This window comes from uncultured Mailhella sp. (assembly GCF_905187505.1).
In the GTDB taxonomy this organism is placed as follows: Bacteria; Desulfobacterota; Desulfovibrionia; order Desulfovibrionales; family Desulfovibrionaceae; genus Mailhella.
On the sequence record NZ_CAJJIC010000016.1, the window covers coordinates 1 to 17,747 of the forward strand.

11 protein-coding genes and 1 riboswitch are annotated in these 17,747 nt (G+C 61.8%); of the genes, 2 read left to right on the top strand and 9 right to left on the bottom strand.

Features of this window, described 5'->3' with window-relative positions:
• Window positions 1-509: 509 nt before the first annotated feature.
• The 7 genes from QZZ60_RS03140 to gcvT form a co-directional block, all read right to left on the bottom strand.
• On the bottom strand, window positions 510-4,184 hold the full coding sequence (locus tag QZZ60_RS03140; protein WP_295637678.1) for a phosphoribosylformylglycinamidine synthase: 3,675 nt from the start codon (window positions 4,182-4,184) through the stop codon (window positions 510-512).
• A gap of 81 nt (window positions 4,185-4,265) precedes the next feature.
• Window positions 4,266-5,303, bottom strand: coding sequence for a phosphoribosylformylglycinamidine cyclo-ligase (gene purM, locus QZZ60_RS03145; protein ID WP_295637681.1), 1,038 nt, complete (start codon window positions 5,301-5,303; stop codon window positions 4,266-4,268).
• Window positions 5,304-5,309: 6 nt separating this feature from the next.
• Window positions 5,310-6,731, bottom strand: a complete 1,422-nt coding sequence (locus QZZ60_RS03150; RefSeq protein WP_295637684.1) for an amidophosphoribosyltransferase — start codon at window positions 6,729-6,731, stop codon at window positions 5,310-5,312.
• Window positions 6,732-7,491: 760 nt separating this feature from the next.
• Entirely contained in the window at window positions 7,492-8,943 is a 1,452-nt protein-coding gene (gene gcvPB / locus QZZ60_RS03155; RefSeq protein WP_295637686.1) for an aminomethyl-transferring glycine dehydrogenase subunit GcvPB, read from the bottom strand.
• The gene (gene gcvPA / locus QZZ60_RS03160; RefSeq protein ID WP_295637689.1) at window positions 8,940-10,259 is read right to left on the bottom strand and encodes an aminomethyl-transferring glycine dehydrogenase subunit GcvPA; all 1,320 of its coding nucleotides are present in this window, start codon (window positions 10,257-10,259) and stop codon (window positions 8,940-8,942) included. Before gcvPA ends, gcvPB begins: the two co-directional genes overlap by 4 nt.
• 2 nt (window positions 10,260-10,261) lie before the next feature.
• Window positions 10,262-10,645 carry a glycine cleavage system protein GcvH gene (gene gcvH / locus QZZ60_RS03165; protein ID WP_295637692.1) on the bottom strand — a complete coding sequence of 128 codons (384 nt, stop codon included), beginning with the start codon at window positions 10,643-10,645 and terminating at the stop codon, window positions 10,262-10,264.
• A gap of 98 nt (window positions 10,646-10,743) precedes the next feature.
• Complete coding sequence (gcvT, locus tag QZZ60_RS03170; RefSeq protein ID WP_295637695.1) at window positions 10,744-11,826, bottom strand: glycine cleavage system aminomethyltransferase GcvT; 1,083 nt, start codon at window positions 11,824-11,826, stop codon at window positions 10,744-10,746.
• 146 nt (window positions 11,827-11,972) lie between these two features.
• A riboswitch (glycine riboswitch) is annotated at window positions 11,973-12,057 on the bottom strand.
• Between the two features lie 326 nt (window positions 12,058-12,383).
• On the opposite strand from gcvT, the gene QZZ60_RS03175 reads away from it, so the two are divergent.
• Window positions 12,384-12,857, top strand: coding sequence for a GNAT family N-acetyltransferase (locus QZZ60_RS03175; RefSeq protein WP_295637698.1), 474 nt, complete (start codon window positions 12,384-12,386; stop codon window positions 12,855-12,857).
• A 136-nt stretch (window positions 12,858-12,993) separates the two neighbouring features.
• Here the strand turns inward: QZZ60_RS03175 and QZZ60_RS03180 are convergent, their stop codons facing one another.
• Window positions 12,994-14,796, bottom strand: a complete 1,803-nt coding sequence (locus QZZ60_RS03180; RefSeq protein WP_295637701.1) for a [FeFe] hydrogenase, group A — start codon at window positions 14,794-14,796, stop codon at window positions 12,994-12,996.
• 18 nt (window positions 14,797-14,814) lie between these two features.
• The gene (locus QZZ60_RS03185; protein WP_295637704.1) at window positions 14,815-16,794 is read right to left on the bottom strand and encodes an FAD-dependent oxidoreductase; all 1,980 of its coding nucleotides are present in this window, start codon (window positions 16,792-16,794) and stop codon (window positions 14,815-14,817) included.
• A 379-nt stretch (window positions 16,795-17,173) separates the two neighbouring features.
• Here QZZ60_RS03185 and QZZ60_RS03190 point away from each other — a divergent pair, with 379 nt between their 5' ends.
• Window positions 17,174-17,674, top strand: a complete 501-nt coding sequence (locus QZZ60_RS03190) for an AbrB family transcriptional regulator (protein WP_295637707.1) — start codon at window positions 17,174-17,176, stop codon at window positions 17,672-17,674.
• Window positions 17,675-17,747: the final 73 nt, after the last annotated feature.

Here is a 17,747-nt window from a genome sequence, read left to right on the forward strand (position 1 = left end):
GTGGAAACGGCAGAAGAGAGAAAAAAGGCGGAACGTTTTTACTCAGAGGGACGGAGGTCCGCTCCTCATCGGCATGAAAAAAGCGTGCCCTTCGATGATGGAGGACACGCTTTTGCGGTGTGAGTCTTGTCCGCTCAGTGATATGCTTCGCTCCCCTGGGGGAAAGGTTGCGGCCAGCGAAGGCTTTCCCGAATTTTGGGTCCGCTCTTTTCTTAAAAATCTGGAAATGATTCCATCAACACCGATGTGCCCGCAGAGCGGGGACATCGGTCGGCGACGAAGGCAGGAGGGCGCAGCCGCGCACGCCTGCCCTGAGATGGCAGTCCGAACAGCGACCGCCGAGACTTCCGGGCTTGGCATTGCGCGCATGCTTTTCCCGGCTTGTCGAGGCTCGGCCTTCCATGCCCGTACGATGCCCGCCGCGCGGCGCAGCCGCAAGGCGAAACAAGGGGCGCGGGGGGAAATGTTCCCCCCGCATGCCTTTTCTGTCCTTCCTCTTTTCTGCCTTTTTACAGGGCGAAGTAGTCCCTGGCGGATTCGAAGAGATGGAGGTCGTAGTTGCCGGGCACGTTTTTATAGAGCGTTGCGCCGGTACGTTCCGAGTGGCCCATTTTGCCGAGCACGCGGCCGTCGGGGGAGGTGATGCCCTCGATGGCCCAGGCGGAGCCGTTGGGGTTGAAGTCCACGTCCATGGTAGGATTGCCGTCGAGATCCACGTACTGGGTGGCTATCTGACCGTTTGCCGCGAGCTTTTCAAGAAGTTCGGGGCTGCACAGGAAGCGTCCCTCGCCGTGGGACACCGGCACGGAGACGATGTCGTCCGTCCCTGCTCTTTTCAGCCACGGGGAGAGTCGTGAGCAGACGCGCGTGCGCACGATTTTCGACTGGTGGCGTCCTATGACGTTGAAGGTGAGGGTAGGGCAGGCGGCGTCGGTGTCGATGATTTCGCCGTAAGGCACGAGGCCGAGCTTGATGAGAGCCTGGAAGCCGTTGCAGATGCCGAGCATGAGGCCGTCGCGCTGCTTGAGCAGGTCCATGGTGGCGTCGGTGACTTCAGGGTTGCGGAAGAATGCGGTGATGAACTTGCCGGAGCCTTCGGGCTCGTCGCCGCCGGAGAAGCCGCCGGGCACGAAGATGATCTGGCTTTCGCGCACGGCTTTGGCGAAGCGTGCGGCCGATTCCGAGACTTCGGCGGCGGACTGGTTGCGCAGCACGATGATCTCGGGTTCGAGGCCTGCACGCATGACGGCGCGGGCGCTGTCGTATTCGCAGTTGGTGCCAGGGAATACGGGAATGACCACGCGGGGCCTTGCCGCACCCACGCGGGGCACGGCTGAGGGTTCCTTCTCCGAGCGTATGAGCGGAACGGGAGCCTCGTCTTTCTTCGTGCGGTTGGGATAGATATCTTCGAGCACGCCTTCATTCAGGGCCATGAGCTCGTCGATGGAGGCGGAATCGCTGCCGAGAGTCACGGCAGGCTCCTTCGTGGTCGTGCCGAGGCGAACGCCTGCTTCTTCGGTGAGCTCCGCCACAAGGGCGCCGGGCATGGGAACATACCAGTCGGCATCCGCGCAGGAGGCAAAGCCGATGCCGTTGCCGAAGGACATGTTCATGACGGCTTCGGCAAGACTGTTTTCCACGGCCCAGGCTGCCTTCACCTTGCCCTGCGCGTGCAGGGCGGCGAACTCGTCCCAGCAGGCCTTGACGGCTGCGGCGCTCTCATCCTTCGGAGCGAAGAGGCAGACGGGGTGTCCGGCTTCCTTGAATTCGGGAGAAAGCACGTCGTCGGTTTTTGCCGGAGCAATGGCGAAGGAAATGAGGGTGGGAGGAACGTCCATGTCGAGGAAGGAACCGGACATGGAGTCCTTGCCGCCTATGGCCGCGACTTCGAGGCCCAGCTGGGCGTCCAGCGCGCCGAGAAGCGCGGCAAAGGGCTTGCCCCAGCGCTTCGGGTCGTCGCGCAGCTTTTCAAAGTATTCCTGAAGGGAGAGATAGGCCTTCTTGTAGTCGCATCCGGCGGCCGCAAGACGGGCCACGGAGGTGATCACGGAGCGGTAGGCGCCCTCGTAGGGATCCACGCTCATCTGGTCGGCATCGAATCCCCAGGCCATGACGGAGCAGTCCTTTGTTTCATGACCGGGAAGCACGGGCAGCAGGGCGGCCATGGCCTGAGCGGGCGTGCGCTGACGAATGCCGCCGAAGGGCATGAGCACGGAGCCCGCGCCAATGGTGGAGTCGAAGCGTTCGGCAAGGCCGCGGCGCGAGGCGCATTTCAGGCTTTTGGCCGTTTCCCGCAGGCTTTTTGCCGCCGGGGCGTCCATGGCGGAACGGTCTTTGGCCTCCACGCATACGCGGGTATGCTTGGACGCGCCGTTGGTGTCGAGGAAGGCACGGGACAGATCGACGATGGTGCGGCCCTGCCAGTTCATGACCATGCGCGGACTTTCGGTGACCACGGCCACCTGATAGGCTTCCAGATTTTCCCTTTCCGCGGCGGCGATGAAGGCTGCGGCGTTTTCGGCGGAGACCACGCAGGCCATGCGTTCCTGGGATTCGGAAATGGCGAGTTCCGTGCCGTCGAGACCTTCGTACTTCTTGCGCACGGCGTCGAGGCTGATTTCAAGGCCGGGGGCAAGTTCGCCTATGGCCACGGACACGCCGCCCGCGCCGAAGTCGTTGCAGCGCTTCACAAGACGGGTCACGTCGCCGTTGCGGAACAGGCGCTGGATCTTGCGCTCTTCGGGTGCGTTGCCCTTCTGCACTTCCGAGGCCATGGTGACAAGGGACTTGCGGTTGTGGCTCTTGGATGAGCCCGTGGCGCCGCCTATGCCGTCGCGGCCGGTGCGTCCGCCGAGAAGGATGACCACATCGCCGGGAGCGGGGCGCTCGCGCACCACGTTTTCGGCAGGAGCCGCGGCCACCACGGCGCCCACTTCCAGATGCTTGGCCACGTAACCGGGATGATAGACTTCGGAAACCATGCCCGTGGCAAGGCCTATCTGGTTGCCGTAGGAGGAATAGCCAGCGGCGGCCGTCTGGGCCAGCTTGCGCTGGGGGAGCTTTCCGGGAATGGTTTCGGCAACGGGCGTGCGCGGATCGCCGCAGCCGGTGACGCGCATGGCCTGATAGACGTAGGCGCGGCCGGAGAGCGGATCTCGTATGCAGCCGCCTATGCAGGTGGCCGCGCCGCCGAAGGGCTCGATTTCCGTGGGGTGGTTGTGGGTCTCGTTCTTGAACATGAGCAGCCAGTCCTGCTTTTCCCCGTCCACGGTGGCGGTCACATGGATGGAGCAGGCGTTGATCTCTTCGCTCTGGTCCATGTTGCCGAGCAGCCCGCGCTTTTTCAGCGTCTTGGTCGCGATGGTGGCCATGTCCATGAGAGTCTGCGGACGTGCGGCGGCCTTTTCTTCTCCGTACACTTCCACGCGGGCGGCAAGATAGCGCCTGTAGGCCTCAAGAGTCTTGTCGTCCAGAATTTCCACGGAATCGATGTGCGTGGAAAAGGTCGTGTGCCGGCAGTGATCGGACCAGTAGGTATCCACCACGCGCACTTCGGTGATGGTGGGATCGCGTTTTTCGTCGTCGCGGAAATGGGCCTGAAGAAACTTGAGGTCGTCAAGATCCATGGCAAGGCCGAGAGAGTCGAGAAGCGCGGAAAGTCCGGCCTCGTCCAGCGTTGTAAAGCCCTCCACGGTGCTCACGCTCGTGGGATGATCGCATTCCACGCGCAGGGTGTCCACGGGCTCGAGGGAGGCTTCACGCGCTTCCACGGGGTTGATGAGGTAGCGCTTGATTTTTTCCACGTCGTCTTCCGAAAGATCGCCCGACAGCAGAAACACGCGCGCCGTGCGCACGGCGGGACGCTCTCCCTGAGTCATGAGCTGTATGCACTGGCTGGCGGAGTCGGCGCGCTGGTCGAACTGTCCGGGCAGATATTCCACGGCAAAGGGCGTATGGTCGCCTTCGGGAAGATGCTCGAAGGCATCGTCCACCTGAGGTTCGGAAAAGACGGTCTTCACCGCGCGTTGAAACACGTCTTCGTCCAGCCCTTCCACGTCGTAGCGGTTGACGAGCCGCAGACCGGCAAGGGAAGAGATGCCCAGCAGCGTGCGCAGTTCGACGAGAAGCGCTCCTGCTTCATGCCTCAGGGCGGGCTTTTTCTCTACATAGATGCGTCGTACCATTTGATATCCTTCTGCGGCAGGGCATTGCCGCATATGTGCATAAGAAGGAGCCGCGCCCGCATTCTGCGGACGCGGCAGCCATCAGGCGAGGACGACCTTTTCCTCGCCGGCAGTGATTTCGCCGAGAACGTAGGCGTTGCAGCCTTCGGCCTTCAGAGCATCCAGAGCCTTGTCGGCCGTGTCGCGGGACACGATGACGGTCATGCCCACGCCCATGTTGTAGGTGTTGAACATGTCGCGTTCGGGAATGTTGCCGGCTTTCTGGAGCATGGGGAAGATGGCGGGAATTTTTACGGCGGCCTTTTCGATTCTGGCGCAAAGGCCGTCGGGCACGCAGCGGGGCAAGTTTTCGTAGAAGCCGCCGCCCGTGATGTGGCTTATGCCGTGCACATGAGCCGCGGCAATGGCGGCGAGCACGGGCTTCACGTAGATGATGGTCGGCGTAAGCAGCGCCTCGCCGAGGGTCTGGCCGAGATCGTCGCAATATCTGGACAGGTCTCCGTGCTCCACGTCGAACACCTTGCGCACGAGCGAGTAGCCGTTGGAGTGAATGCCGGAGGAGGGCAGGGCGAGAATGACGTCGCCCTCACGCATGGACGAGGAGCTTATGACCTTTTCGCGGTCCACCATGCCCACGGAAAAGCCCGCGAGATCGTAGTCGTCGGCATCCATCACGCCGGGATGCTCGGCCGTTTCACCGCCGATGAGGGCACAACCGGCCTGCACGCAGCCCTCGGCCACGCCGGAAACGAGGGTGGCCACCTTTTCGGGATCGTTTTTGCCTATGGCGATGTAGTCGAGGAAGAACAGGGGCTTTGCACCGCAGCAGACGATGTCGTTCACGCACATGGCCACGCAGTCGATGCCCACGGTGTCGTGCTTGTCCATGAGCTGGGCGATGCGCTGCTTGGTGCCCACGCCGTCGGTGCCGGACACGAGCACGGGACGGTTCATGCCCGTGGTGTCGGGTTCAAAGAGACCGCCGAAGCCTCCGAGATCGGAGACGACGCCGGGGATGATGGTGCGCTCGACATGACGCTTCATGAGGCGCACGCCTTCGTAGCCGGCCTCGATGTTGACGCCGGCGGCAGCGTAGGACGCGGAATGGGAATTGTTCATGGTGTGTTATCCTTTGCCGTTCCAGCAGTAGGTGCAGATTTTCTCCCTGTCGATGCCTATGGCCTCGATGAGCCCTTCAAGGGACTGATAGCCGAGCGAGTCGAAGCCCATCTTGCGGCAGATGGCGTCAAGCAGGCTCTTGCCCCGCGCAGTGGAGGAGTCGGCGTATTCTTCGAGGTGACGCTGTCCCTCGTCGCCTTCCAGCTCCTGGATGATGCGCCGGGCCAGCAGATCCATGTCGGAGTTGCCCCGGGAGAAGTTGAGATATTTGCAGCTGTACATGATGGGCGGACAGGCGGAGCGCATGTGCACTTCGCCTGCTCCGGATTCAAAGAGGAAGTCCACGGTTTCCCGAAGCTGCGTGCCGCGCACGATGGAGTCGTCCACGAAGAGGAGCTTCTTGCCCTGGATGAGCTCGGGAACGGGAATCTGCTTCATCTTGGCCACCTGATTGCGCACGGCCTGATTGGCGGGCATGAAGGAGCGCGGCCAGGTGGGCGTGTACTTCACGAAGGGCCGGGCGAAGGGCAGTTTGCAGTGGTTGGCGTAGCCTATGGCGTGGGGCGTGCCGGAATCGGGCACGCCGGCCACATGATCCACCGCCGGCAGCGTGCCGCGGGCCATTTCGTCGCGAGCCATGATTTCGCCGTTGCGGTAGCGCATGAGCTCGACGTTCACGCCTTCATAGTTGGAGTTGGGGTAGCCGTAGTACGTCCAGAGAAAGGCGCATATCTTCATGCACGATCCCGCCGGAGAAAGCGTCTCGTAGCCGTCGGCCGTGATGCGCACGATTTCGCTCGGGCCGAGCTCATAGGCGTCCTCGTAGCCGAGCTTGTGGTAGGCGAAGGACTCGAAGGACACGCTGTGGCCGAGAGCGCTTTTCCCGATGTGCACGGGCAGTCGGCCCATTCTGTCTCTGGCCGTGATGATGGCATCTTCCGTAAGCAGCAGAATGGTCATGGACCCTTCAATGGCGTCCTGCGCGTGACGGATGCCCGAAACGATGTCGTCTTCCTGATTGATGAGCGCGGCCACGAGTTCCGTGGGATTGACCTTGCCGGAGCTTGTGGCCATGAACTGATGACCGCGGCTGGAGAAGTAGTCGCGCACCAGGCGTTCGGCATTGTTGATGATGCCCACGGTGCAGATGGCATACAGTCCGAGATGGGAACGAACCAGAAGCGGCTGGGGGTCGATGTCGCTTATGCAGCCTATGCCCGCGCAGCCGTGGAAGCCGGCAAGGTCCTTTTCAAACTTGGTGCGGAACGGAGTGTTCTCAATGTCGTGAATCTGCTTCTGGAAGCCCTGCTTGCGGTCGTATATGGCCATGCCGCCCCGGCGCGTGCCGAGATGCGAGTGGTAGTCCACGCCGAAGAAGATGTCCAGCACGCAGTCCTGTCTGGAGATGGCTCCGAAAAATCCTCCCATAGGTTTCGCTCCTTATGCGAAAGAGGTGTGGAAAGGTTCATGGGGTCTGTCGGTATGCCGTTCTGTACGGCGGCATCCGCCTGAAATTTCAAAAATCCGTTGTCCGGCCCGGCTGAAGGCCGTCCGTGCCGGAAGCCGGAACAGGGGCACGACCGCCTTTTCTTCCCGGAAGAGGCCGGGGAACAGCACGGGCGCGGCCGGGCTGCTTCCGTGCAAAAGGAACGGAAAAGGGCAGCTTTGTCCTTTGCAGGAAGGCTGCCCCTTGTTGCCGTGCGGAATATGGTTCTCCCCTTTCGGATGCGGGCGAGAGCGCAGAAGGCCGTGTTTTTCGGACGGAAGCGCCACGGCAGACCGGCCGGGACGGCATGCGCGATCTCCCCGCAGAAGCGAAGGAAAATGGCCGCGACAGAACGCCCCGGCATGCGGCGCGCCGCGGCGTGGCGCATCCGTCCGGCGGACATCGTTCTGCGGAAATGTTCGGGCAGGGCCGTCTGACTGCTGCTCATGGCGTTCGCTTCATCGTATTGAAGGAGGAGGAAAAGAATAATTTAGCCGTTTTCGTGCCGTTTCGCAAGTGTCGGGACGGAGAGAAGCGCTGGGGGATGCGGCTTTTCAGGCGGAGAGCGTTCATGCCTGAGCATAAGGCAGGAGGAGAAAGAGGTGAACCTCCCGTTTTTTCAGAAAAAAAGAGGCGGCGTACCGAAGATGTTCCGGCACGTCGCCTCAGAGTCCGGCCGCAGGGCGGCCGGGGTTCGAGGGGTTATTCTTCCTTTGCGGTCTCGAAGTCGTAGCGCAGCACGGGGGTGCGGGCCGCACGCACTTCGTCGGGCCGTCCGATGGGGCAGCGGTGCGGCGCGCCGTGCAGGTAGGCAGGGTCGGTCTTTGCCTTGTCGAGAATGGCAAGAAGCGCTTCGGCCGCATTGTCCAGCGTTTCGGGACTTTCGGTTTCCGTGGGCTCCACCATGAGGGCTTCGTGCACGATGAGCGGGAAGTACATGGTCGGCGGATGGATGCCGTAGTCAAGCAGCGACTTGGCCACGTCCATGGCGGAGACGCCGGTTTCATTCTTGAGCTTTTCCAGCGTCATGACGAACTCGTGCATGCACAGGGTGTCGTAGGCCATGTCGTAGTGGCCGGAGAGCTTCTTCATGAGGTAGTTGGCATTGAGCACGGCCATGGCCGAAGCTTCCGGAATGCCCTTGCGTCCCAGGGTGAGGATGTAGGTGAGGGCGCGCACCACCACGAGAAAGTTGCCGTAGAAGCTGCGCACGCGCCCCATGGTGTGCTCGGGCGTGGCGAAGCCGAAGGAGCCGTCTTCCTTTCTGCATACGCGGGGGGAGGGCAGGAAAGGCTCGAGAAAGGCCTTGCAGCCCACGGGGCCGCTGCCGGGACCGCCACCGCCGTGAGGCGTGGAGAAGGTCTTGTGCAGGTTGAGATGCACGCAGTCGAAGCCCATGTCGCCGGGACGGGCGTGTCCCATGACGGCGTTCAGGTTGGCGCCGTCGTAGTAGCAGAGGCCTCCCGCTTCATGGATGATGCGCGTGATCTCGAGGATGTTCTCGTCGAAGAGCCCCAGCGTGTTGGGGTTGGTGAGCATGAGACCGGCGGTGTCCGGTCCCACGGCCTTCCTGAGGGCCTCGAGGTCCACGCCTCCCTTCTCGTTGGAAGGCACGGACACCACGGTGAAGCCCGCCATGGTCGCCGATGCGGGGTTGGTGCCGTGGGCGGAGTCGGGCACGATGATTTTTGTGCGGGCGGCGTCGCCCCTTGACTGATGGTAATGGCGGATGAGCAGAAGACCGGTATATTCGCCGTGCGCGCCGGCGGCGGGCTGGAAGGTCATGCCGTCCATGCCGGTGATCTCGCAGAGCAGCCTTTCGGCATCGAAGAGCACTTCAAGGCAGCCCTGGGCGCTTTCTGCGGGCTGAAGCGGATGGATGTCCGCAAAGCCCGGAAGCGCAGCCATTTCTTCATTGATCCTGGGGTTGTACTTCATGGTGCAGGAGCCCAGGGGGTAGAAGCCCTTGTTCACGCCGTGGGTCTGCAAGGCAAGTTCGGTGTAATGCCGTCCGAGGTCTATTTCCGAAATCTCCGGCAGACGCGGCGCGGATGCGCGCAGCACGGAAGGAGAAAACGACGCCGCAGGCACGTCGCAGGCGGGAATCAGGCATTCCTGGCGACCGGGACGGCTTCTTTCAAACAGAAGTTTCATTGTGCGCACACCTCCCGGATGGCGGTAATGAGTTCATCCATGTCGCCCCTGGTGCAAAGCTCGGTGCAGCACCACAGAATGCCGCCTTCCACGGGAAGACCGCCGAGTATGCCCTTCTCGGCCAGCTTTGCGCAGAGCGTCTCCGGGTCCACGGGGCAGTTCGTGAGAAATTCATGGAAGAATTCCCTGCCTTCATGACGCAGGGAGAAGCCGGGAATGCGGGACAGTTCCGAGGCCAGATAATGCGCGTGGGCCGCGCAGTTTTCCGCCACTCGACGAAGTCCCTGCGGGCCCATGGCCGCAAGGTATACCGAGGCGGTCATGGCGCAGAGCGCTTCGTTTGAGCAGATGTTGGACGATGCCTTTTCGCGGCGTATGTGCTGCTCGCGGGCCTGAAGGGTGAGCACGAAGCAGCGGCGTCCCTCGTGATCCTGCGTTTCGCCTACGATGCGGCCGGGCAGTCGGCGCATGAGCTCCTTTCTGCAGGCCATGAAGCCGAGGTACGGACCGCCGAAGCCGAGAGGCATGCCGAGAGGCTGGCCTTCGCCCGTGGCGATGTCGGCTCCGTATTCTCCGGGCGTTTTCAGAAGCCCCAGGGAAATGGGATTTGCACCCATGACCACGCGGGCTCCGGCGCCGTGGGCGGCGGCAATGAGCGCGTCCATGTCTTCAAGCACGCCGTAGTAGTTTGGGCTCTGCACGTAGAGGCATGCCGAGGAGTCGGAGAGCGCGGCGGCAAGGTCGGCCGGGTCCGTGGCGCCGTTCTTCACGGGCAGCACCGTGACGGGCACGCTGCGGCTCTCGCAGTAGGTCTGTACGGTGGTGATGGTCTGCGGATCGGCGGTTCCGGCGAGAATGACACCGGTTTTGCGGCGCTCAAGGCACATGAGCACGGCTTCGGCCGCGGCCACGGCCCCGTCGTACACCGAGGCGTTGGACACGTCCATGCCGGTGAGTTCGCAGATCTGCGTCTGATACTCGAAGATGGACTGGAGAACGCCCTGACTGATTTCCGCCTGATAGGGCGTGTAGGCCGTGACGAATTCCTCGCGGGAGGTGACGGTCTTCACCACGGCGGGAATGTAGTGACGGTACGCGCCGGCGCCCCGGAACACGCTGCGGAAGCGGACGTTCCTGTCCGCAAGGCCGCGCATGGTGCGGGACACTTCCATTTCGCTCAGGCCTTCGGGAAGGTTAAGGGAGCGTACGCGCACGGACTCGGGAACGACGGCGAACAGCTCGTCCATGGAACCGAGTCCGAGATACTCCAGCATGGCCTTCCGTTCTTCGGCCGTGGAGGGAATGTAGCTGCCCATGCCTAGGCCTCCTCGGACTTGCACACGGCCTCATAGGCGGCGGCATCCAGCAGCACGCCGGTCTTGGTGACGTCCGAGACCTTGATGAGCCAGGCGTCGTAGGGGTTTTCATTGAGCAGGGCGGGATTGTCGATGAGCGCGCTGTTCACGGCGGCCACGGTGCCGGAAACCGGGCTGAACACGCCTGAGACGGCCTTCACGGATTCCACGTCGGCAAAGGATTCGCCCATGGTGACGGCGTCGCCTTCCTGGGGAAGGTCGATGAACACGATGTCGCCGAGAGAGCTCTGGGCGAAGTCGGTGAGGCCGATGACGGAGAGACCGTCCTCGTTCTTTATCCATTCATGAGAAGAGGTGTATTGGAGTTCGGCGGGAATGTTGGACATGGTATCCTCCAGAATGAGTGATAGAGGTTCGCAGGGAAATGTGGCCTTTGGGCAGAGGCGGGCCGGGGCGGAAGGCGCGCAGGCCCGTTCTGCGGCTCCTAGCGGTGATAGAAGGGAAGCGGCACGATGACGGCGCCGACGCGGCGGCCGCGAACGTCCACTTCCACCTGCGTTCCGGGCTCGCTGTGCGAAACGTCCACGAGCGCCATGGCAAGAGCCTTGCCCACGGCGGGGCAGTGCGTGCCCGAGGTGGTCGTGCCGATCTGCGTATCCCCGATGAACACGGGCTGATGCTCGCGGGCGATGCCGCGTCCCGTGATTTCAAGCCCCACGCGTACGCGCGAAGGCCTGCCCGCAGCTTCGAGCGCGGCCCTGCCGATGAAGTCGGGCTTGTTCATCTTCACGCCGAAGTCGAGTCCGGCCTCAAAGGGCGTGATGGTCTCGTCCATCTCGTGACCGTACAGGGGCATGGCGGCTTCAAGGCGCAGCGTGTCGCGCGCGCCGAGTCCGCAGGGGATGAGTCCGTCATCCTTCCCGGCTTCGAGCAGCGTCTTCCAGAGCTTTACGGCATTTTCGGGCGCGGTGTAGATTTCATAGCCGAGCTCTCCCGTGTAGCCTGTGCGGGAGACCATGCATTTCATGCCGGCAATGTCCACGTCGCGCACGGCGGTGTAGTACTTCTGAGGCAGCTTGTCCGCGGCGACGAGCTTTGAGAGAACGGCCGGGGCGGCGGGTCCCTGAAGGGCGAGCTGCGCCACGGAGTCGGAAATGTCCTCGGCCTTCGTTCCGGGCAGAAGATTGGCGGCCATGTGGGAGTAGTCCTTGTGCCGGTTGGCGGCGTTGACCACGACGAGATATTCCTCGTCGGAGAACTTGTATACCACAAGATCGTCGATGACGCCGCCCTTGTCGTTGCACATGACGCTGTAGCGCACCTTGCCCGCGGGCATGCTGGTGAAGTCGTTGGTGAGCAGGTGGTTCAGCGTGTCGAGCGCCGTGGGACCGGTGAAGAGTATTTCTCCCATGTGGGACACGTCGAACAGACCGGCCGCCTGACGCACGGCCATGTGTTCCTTGATGACGCCGCTTGCATACTGCACGGGAAGCAGATAGCCCGCAAAGGGGACCATCTTTCCGCCTTGCTCAACGTGCACGTCGTAAAGAGGGGTTTTCAGTTCCATGGAACCTTCTCCTGCAAAAACAAAAAACGAAATAAAAAAAGAGGCACAGCAGACGAATCTCTTCGTCCTCTGTGCCTCTGTTACCAACCTGAAAGATTCTCCGCCGCGCGGATTGCCTCATGGGTGCATGCCTGCTTTCCAGAGTTTGTCCAAAACCGGTCCTTTTGCCTGAGAGTTCTTGCGGCCCCTTCGGCTCCACCCTGCAAGGGTGATCTCTCCCGGTTCCTTCAACCAAGTCCATGCCGGTCTCTATGCGCTTTGGCAAAACAGCTCGTGCTGTTTTTAAATTCAGGAACAATCTAGCACGGGCCTCGGCACAGGTCAAGCGCACGGACGGATATTGCTGAAAAAAGTTTATGATTTCGCAGATAAAGCGTCTTTTTTCACGAGCGGACATCGAAAAAGGGAGCGGGGAAGCGCACGCGCCGGAGGATAGATTGAGTGCTGCGGACAAGAGGAAAGGAGTGCGGCGTGCGGAGGCGTCGGGATGACTGTCCTTGGCGGAAAATTTGTGTCATATCAAGATATGCCCCGTACGGGCAGGGAGGAAACGCGTCGTGGAATTCATTTTCAGATTTGCGGAACGAAAGGATACCGCCCTGATTTTGCAGTTCATCAGGGAACTTGCGGATTATGAGCATCTGAGGCACGAAGTCGTCGCGGATGAGGCGACCCTGGAAGAATGGATTTTTGACCGGAAGAAGGCGGAAGTCCTCTTTGTCCTTGAAAACGACAGGGAAGTCGGCTTCGCCCTGTTCTTCCATAATTTTTCTACGTTTCTCGGAAGGGCGGGCATCTATCTGGAGGATCTGTACGTCCGGCCGGAATGCCGCGGCAGAGGATACGGGAAGGCACTGCTGAAGAAGCTCGCCTCCCTTGCCGTGGAACGCGGCTGCGGCCGTCTGGAATGGTGGTGCCTCGACTGGAACAGGCCGAGCATCGATTTTTATCTTTCCCTTGGCGCGGAGGCCATGAAGGACTGGACGGTGTACAGAATGGCCGGGGATGCGCTGCGGGATCTTGCCCGCTAGCCGCAGAGTTTTTTGGGACAGGAAAAAGGTTGCGTTTTGTGGTCCCGGAACGTTGCGGAAAAGCGAAGCAGAGCACGGCAAACGGAAGGGCCGCCCCGGAAAGGGCGGCCCTTTTTCATGCGCAGAAGGCGGCCGTTCAGGCCGACTGATCGGTGAGCGTGAGCTTCTTCTTGGTTGCGGAAATGCTTTCGGTCTGCACCTTGCTGCGGTCGGTGTAGTGGGTGTGCAGCAGTTCGTGCGCCTTGTGGGAATTGGGCTCGCCGAGGTACTCGTCGTACAGCTTGATGACCTGCGGATTGTTGTGGGACTGACGGCGGGGCATGTGGCTGTCGATGGCGTAAAGCCCCCTCTGCCGTTCTCCTGCGTGAGGCTGGTAGTCCTTCTTGATGCGGCAGGTGCCGCCGCCGGCCACGCAGCCTCCGGGACAGGCCATGACTTCAATGAAGGTGTAGGGCGAGGTGCCGGCCACGGCCTGTTCCGCGAGCTTGCGGGCATTGGCGAGTCCGTGCACCACGGCCACCTTGATGACGCCGTGTTCCTTGCCGAGATCCACGTCGGCCTCGCGCAGGCCATCCATGCCGCGCACGGGCATGACGTTGACTCCGGGCAGTTCCCTGTGGTTGAGCACGGCGTACACGGTGCGCACCGCCGCTTCCATGACGCCGCCGGTGGTGCCGAAGATGACGGCCGCGCCGGTGGAATCGCTCATGTAGGGATTGTCGAAAGGCTCGGGTTCCAGACGGGCGAGGTCTATGCCGCTGCGGCGGAGCAGGCGGGCGAGCTCGCGCACGGTGATGACCACGTCGGTGTCGGGATGACTGCCGACATAGAGCTGGGCGCGGGCGGCCTCATCTTTCTTGGCCGTGCAGGGCATGATGGAGATGTTGCGTATTTTTCGAGGAGAAATGCCGGTCTTTTCCACAAGGTAGCTCTTGACGAGCGAGCTGGACACGGCCTGCGGGGAGCGCGTGGAGGACACGTAGGGCAGAACTTCCGGGCAGTGCTTTTCGGCATAGTTTATCCAGCCGGGGCAGCAGGACGTGAACATGGGAAGTCTGCCGCCGTTTCTGATGCGGCCGAGCAGTTCCGTGCCTTCTTCCATGATGACCACGTCGGCGGCGAAATCGGTGTCGATGACGATGTCCGCGCCGAGGCGGCGCAGGGCGGCCACGATTCTGCCTTCCACGTTTTCGCCGGGAGCAAGGCCGAATTCCTCACCCATGACCACGCGTACCGAAGGCGCGAAGGCGAACACCGTGGTCAGTTCGGGGTTGGCGAGGTAGTCGAGAACCTCGTCGTTTTCATCGCGCTCGGCCAGAGCGCCGGTGGGACATACCAGCGTGCACTGGCCGCACTGGATGCAGGCGGAGGTGTTCTGACTGGGGGCCATGCCCACGCCTATGTGCGTGCCCGTGCCCGTGCCGTCCACGGTAAGGGCGGCCACGCCCTGAACCTTGCGGCATACCTCCACGCAGCGCAGGCAGCGTATGCACTTGCTCATGTCGCGCACCATGCCGTGCATGGTGTTGTCGAGGGGACGTTCGTGCGGAAGGCGCGGGGCGAAGCGGTTGGTGGAAAGTCCCACGTATTCGGCGAGATCCTGAAGTTCGCAGTCGCCGTGACGGGCACAGGCCGCGCAATCCTGATCATGATCGGCGAACACGAGCTCGACCTGAAGGCGCTGCATCCTGCGCACGCGGGGGGACATGGTGTTCACCCGCATGCCTTCTTCCATGGGCGTGTTGCAGGTGGTGACCGTTTCGGTGCGGCCGTGTTTGTCGGTCACTTCGGCAAGACAGACGCGGCAGGTGCCGGGCTTGTGGTCGAGAGGCTGAAAGTGGCAGAGGGTGGGAATGAAGATGCCGTTGCGCCGGGCCACCTGAAGGATGGTTTCTCCCGGCTCGAAAGTGTATTCACGTCCGTTGATGGATGCGTTCATGGCGGGTTCTCTCATAAACTAAGCTTTGAAACCGGGGATGGGGGAGCGGGTAACCACGGACAGAATGCGGTAACAGCGCATGCAGCGCTTCGCTTCCTGCCAGGCTTCTTCCTGAGACATGCCGAGTTCCACTTCCTTGAAGTTGTGGTCGCGTTCGGCGGGAGTGAGCTCGTTCAGCCGCACGCGGGGCTTCTTTTCCTGACCGCAGACAGGATCGTCTCCGAAGAGTCCGGCCTGACGGATGAGCTGGCTTATGCGCTCGCGAGCAAGGAACGGCGGTCTGTCGTATTCGAGGTAGCTCGCGATGGCCTGCGCGCCGATGGAGCCCTGCGCCATGCCGTGAATGAGCACGCTCGGCCCCTTGGTGCGCGGCCCGGTGGTGCCGTCGCCGCCGGCGAACACGCCGGGGCGCGAGGTGGCCTGATATTCGTCCACGACGATGCAGCTTTTGCGGTCGAGAGCGATGCCGTCGGCTTCGGTGAGCATGGAGGGATCGCTTTTCTGGCCGATGGCGGCGATGACGTAGTCGCAGGGGATGACGAATTCCGAATCCGGGATGGGCTTCACGCCGCGTCGGCCGCTTTCATCGGGTTCGGTCTGCTGCATCTTCACGCAGCGCAGTCCCTTGATCTTTCCGTTTTCCACCACGAGAGAGTGCTGACCGGAAAGAAAGTGGAACTCCACGCCTTCGCGGCCGGCTTCCACGATTTCTTCGCGGTCGGCCGGAGCGTCGGACTCGGTACGGCGGTAGACGAGATGCACCTTGCCCTTCGTCATGCGGACGGCGGAGCGGCAGCAGTCCATGGCCACGTTGCCGCCGCCCACGACCACCACGTCGCCCTCCAGTTCGGGCGTGACGCCGGCTTCAAGGGCGTCGTGCACCTTTTCCAGAAACTCTATGCCGTTTTCATATTCGGGAATGCTCGTGTCTTCGCCTTCCATGCCGAGGTATCCGCCGAGGGGACAGCCCGTGGCGATGAACACGGCTTTGTAGCCGCGCCTGAACAGATCGTCGATGTGGAAGTCGCGGCCGAGCTTCTGATTGAAGAAGAACATGCCGCCCATGTCCTTGACGAGTTCGTTTTCCTGCATGAGCACGTTCTTGGGAAGGCGGTAGAAGGGAATGCCGTAGCGCACCATGCCTCCGGCCTTGTCGTGGGCCTCATAGATGTCCACGGGATATCCCGTTTCCAGAAGCTGATAGGCGCACGTCACGCCCACGGGTCCGGCGCCGATGACGGCCACACGCTTGTTTTTCGTGGTGGGGCAGGGTTCCGGCTTGAGAATGCCGGGCACGATGGTTTCGTCGGCGGCAAAGCGCTTCAGGTTCTTGATGTCCACGGGAGCGTCCACCTGACCGCGGCGGCAGGCCTTTTCACAGTAGCGCACGCATACGCGGCCGCAGCTTCCGGCAAGCGGGTAGTGATTGAGCACCACGCCTGCGGCAAGATCGTTGTGGCCGTCCTGCAGGTAGTCGATGTAGCGGGGGACGTTCACGTGACTGGGGCAGGCCTCGATGCAGGGGCTGGTGGTCACGGAATAGAAGCCGGCGTCGCCGTGGAAGGGGAAGGGGCGCAGCTCGTCGGGAAAATGAGAAAGGGCGTCGAGCAGAGGCGTGGTGCCCGTGCGTCCTACGCCGCAAAGGGAGGTCTCATGCATCTGCTCGGTGATGTCGCGCACCTCTTCCCAGTGCACGAGTTCTCCGCGGCAGGCCTTTTCCAGCTCCTGGGCGAGGATGGGAGAGCCGGAGCGGCAGGGGGAACATTTGCCGCAGGATTCGGCGGCAAGGCGCTGATGGTGTTTCCACAGCGCCCAGACAAGACTTGCCGTGCGGGAAAAAACCAGAAAGCCCCGGTTGCTGAGGAAGATTTCCGTGGGATTTCCCTCATTGAACTGGTCGAAAAGATCCAGCGGCAGGTCCTCGGGAGCGGTGGGAGCCGCGGAGCCGCGGTTGTCGTACACGACATTGTCCCAGACTCCGTAAATCAGCTGCGGCATAGGGCAAAGCCTCCTTGTTGGGCGGTATGAGCAATGGTTGCCGGAAAAGATCGTATTCTGTGGTCCATGACCTTATGCTCTGCGTAAACTATCGGCTATATGTAGGGAAAAAAGCCGGGTTCGTAAAGAGAGAAGACAAAAGGAACACGCCTTCATCGTTTTTTCCGGTTCCGAGCGGAGGCCGGGACGGAAAGGCGGAGGAATGGAAGGGCGTCTCGGAGGCTGAGGGCTGACCGGCGATGGAACGGCACCGTTCTGTCGGAGAGGGGGGCAAAAGCATGGGGCTTTTCCTGCCTTGCCGGGGCACGGCGACGTGCGCGTCGTTTGCAAGACGGAGCCGTTCACGTTATGCTCGCCCCACTAAACGGTGAGGTTGGTCATGAGTCATCAGATTGTTATGCTTGTCGTGAGCGGTACGGTGGTTGGTTGTCTTTTCAAGTACTTGAACATCCCCGGCGGCTGCATGCTCGGAGCCGTGGTCGGCAGCATGGCCGTGAAGCTGCTCGGTCTTGCCGACATTCAGATGCCTTCACTCTTCTACAACGTGGCGCAGCTCGGCATCGGCATATGCGTGGGGTCCATGCTTTCTCTGGATCTGCTCGCAAGCATGAAGGATCAGATTCCCGTGATGCTTCTGAGCACCTTCATCCTGCTTGCGGCGGGGCTCGGCTCGGCCTTCGTGGTGCGTCACATGACCGACATCGACGTGATCGGCTCCATTCTTGCCACGTCTCCGGGCGGGCTCAATGCGGTCATCGGTCTTGCCGACGCCAATGAGCATCTTCCCAAGATCATGGCCTTCCAGATGACGCGTCTTTACATCGTGATTCTGATGGTGCCGGTATTCTGCTGGTGCATGAAGTTCTTTTTCCACAAGTAGGCGTTCGGAATTTCGCCGAAAGTCTGGCGCGGGGCAGTGCGTGCGCAGGGAGCTTCGAAGATGAGGTTCCATG

Coding starts and splice junctions, on each gene's coding strand:
- QZZ60_RS03140 (WP_295637678.1), bottom strand. CDS start 4,184: ATGGTACGACGCATCTATGTAGAGAAAAAGCCCGCCCTGAGGCATGAA.
- purM (WP_295637681.1), bottom strand. CDS start 5,303: ATGAACAATTCCCATTCCGCGTCCTACGCTGCCGCCGGCGTCAACATC.
- QZZ60_RS03150 (WP_295637684.1), bottom strand. CDS start 6,731: ATGGGAGGATTTTTCGGAGCCATCTCCAGACAGGACTGCGTGCTGGAC.
- gcvPB (WP_295637686.1), bottom strand. CDS start 8,943: ATGAAACTTCTGTTTGAAAGAAGCCGTCCCGGTCGCCAGGAATGCCTG.
- gcvPA (WP_295637689.1), bottom strand. CDS start 10,259: ATGGGCAGCTACATTCCCTCCACGGCCGAAGAACGGAAGGCCATGCTG.
- gcvH (WP_295637692.1), bottom strand. CDS start 10,645: ATGTCCAACATTCCCGCCGAACTCCAATACACCTCTTCTCATGAATGG.
- gcvT (WP_295637695.1), bottom strand. CDS start 11,826: ATGGAACTGAAAACCCCTCTTTACGACGTGCACGTTGAGCAAGGCGGA.
- QZZ60_RS03180 (WP_295637701.1), bottom strand. CDS start 14,796: ATGAACGCATCCATCAACGGACGTGAATACACTTTCGAGCCGGGAGAA.
- QZZ60_RS03185 (WP_295637704.1), bottom strand. CDS start 16,794: ATGCCGCAGCTGATTTACGGAGTCTGGGACAATGTCGTGTACGACAAC.
- QZZ60_RS03190 (WP_295637707.1), top strand. CDS start 17,174: ATGAGTCATCAGATTGTTATGCTTGTCGTGAGCGGTACGGTGGTTGGT.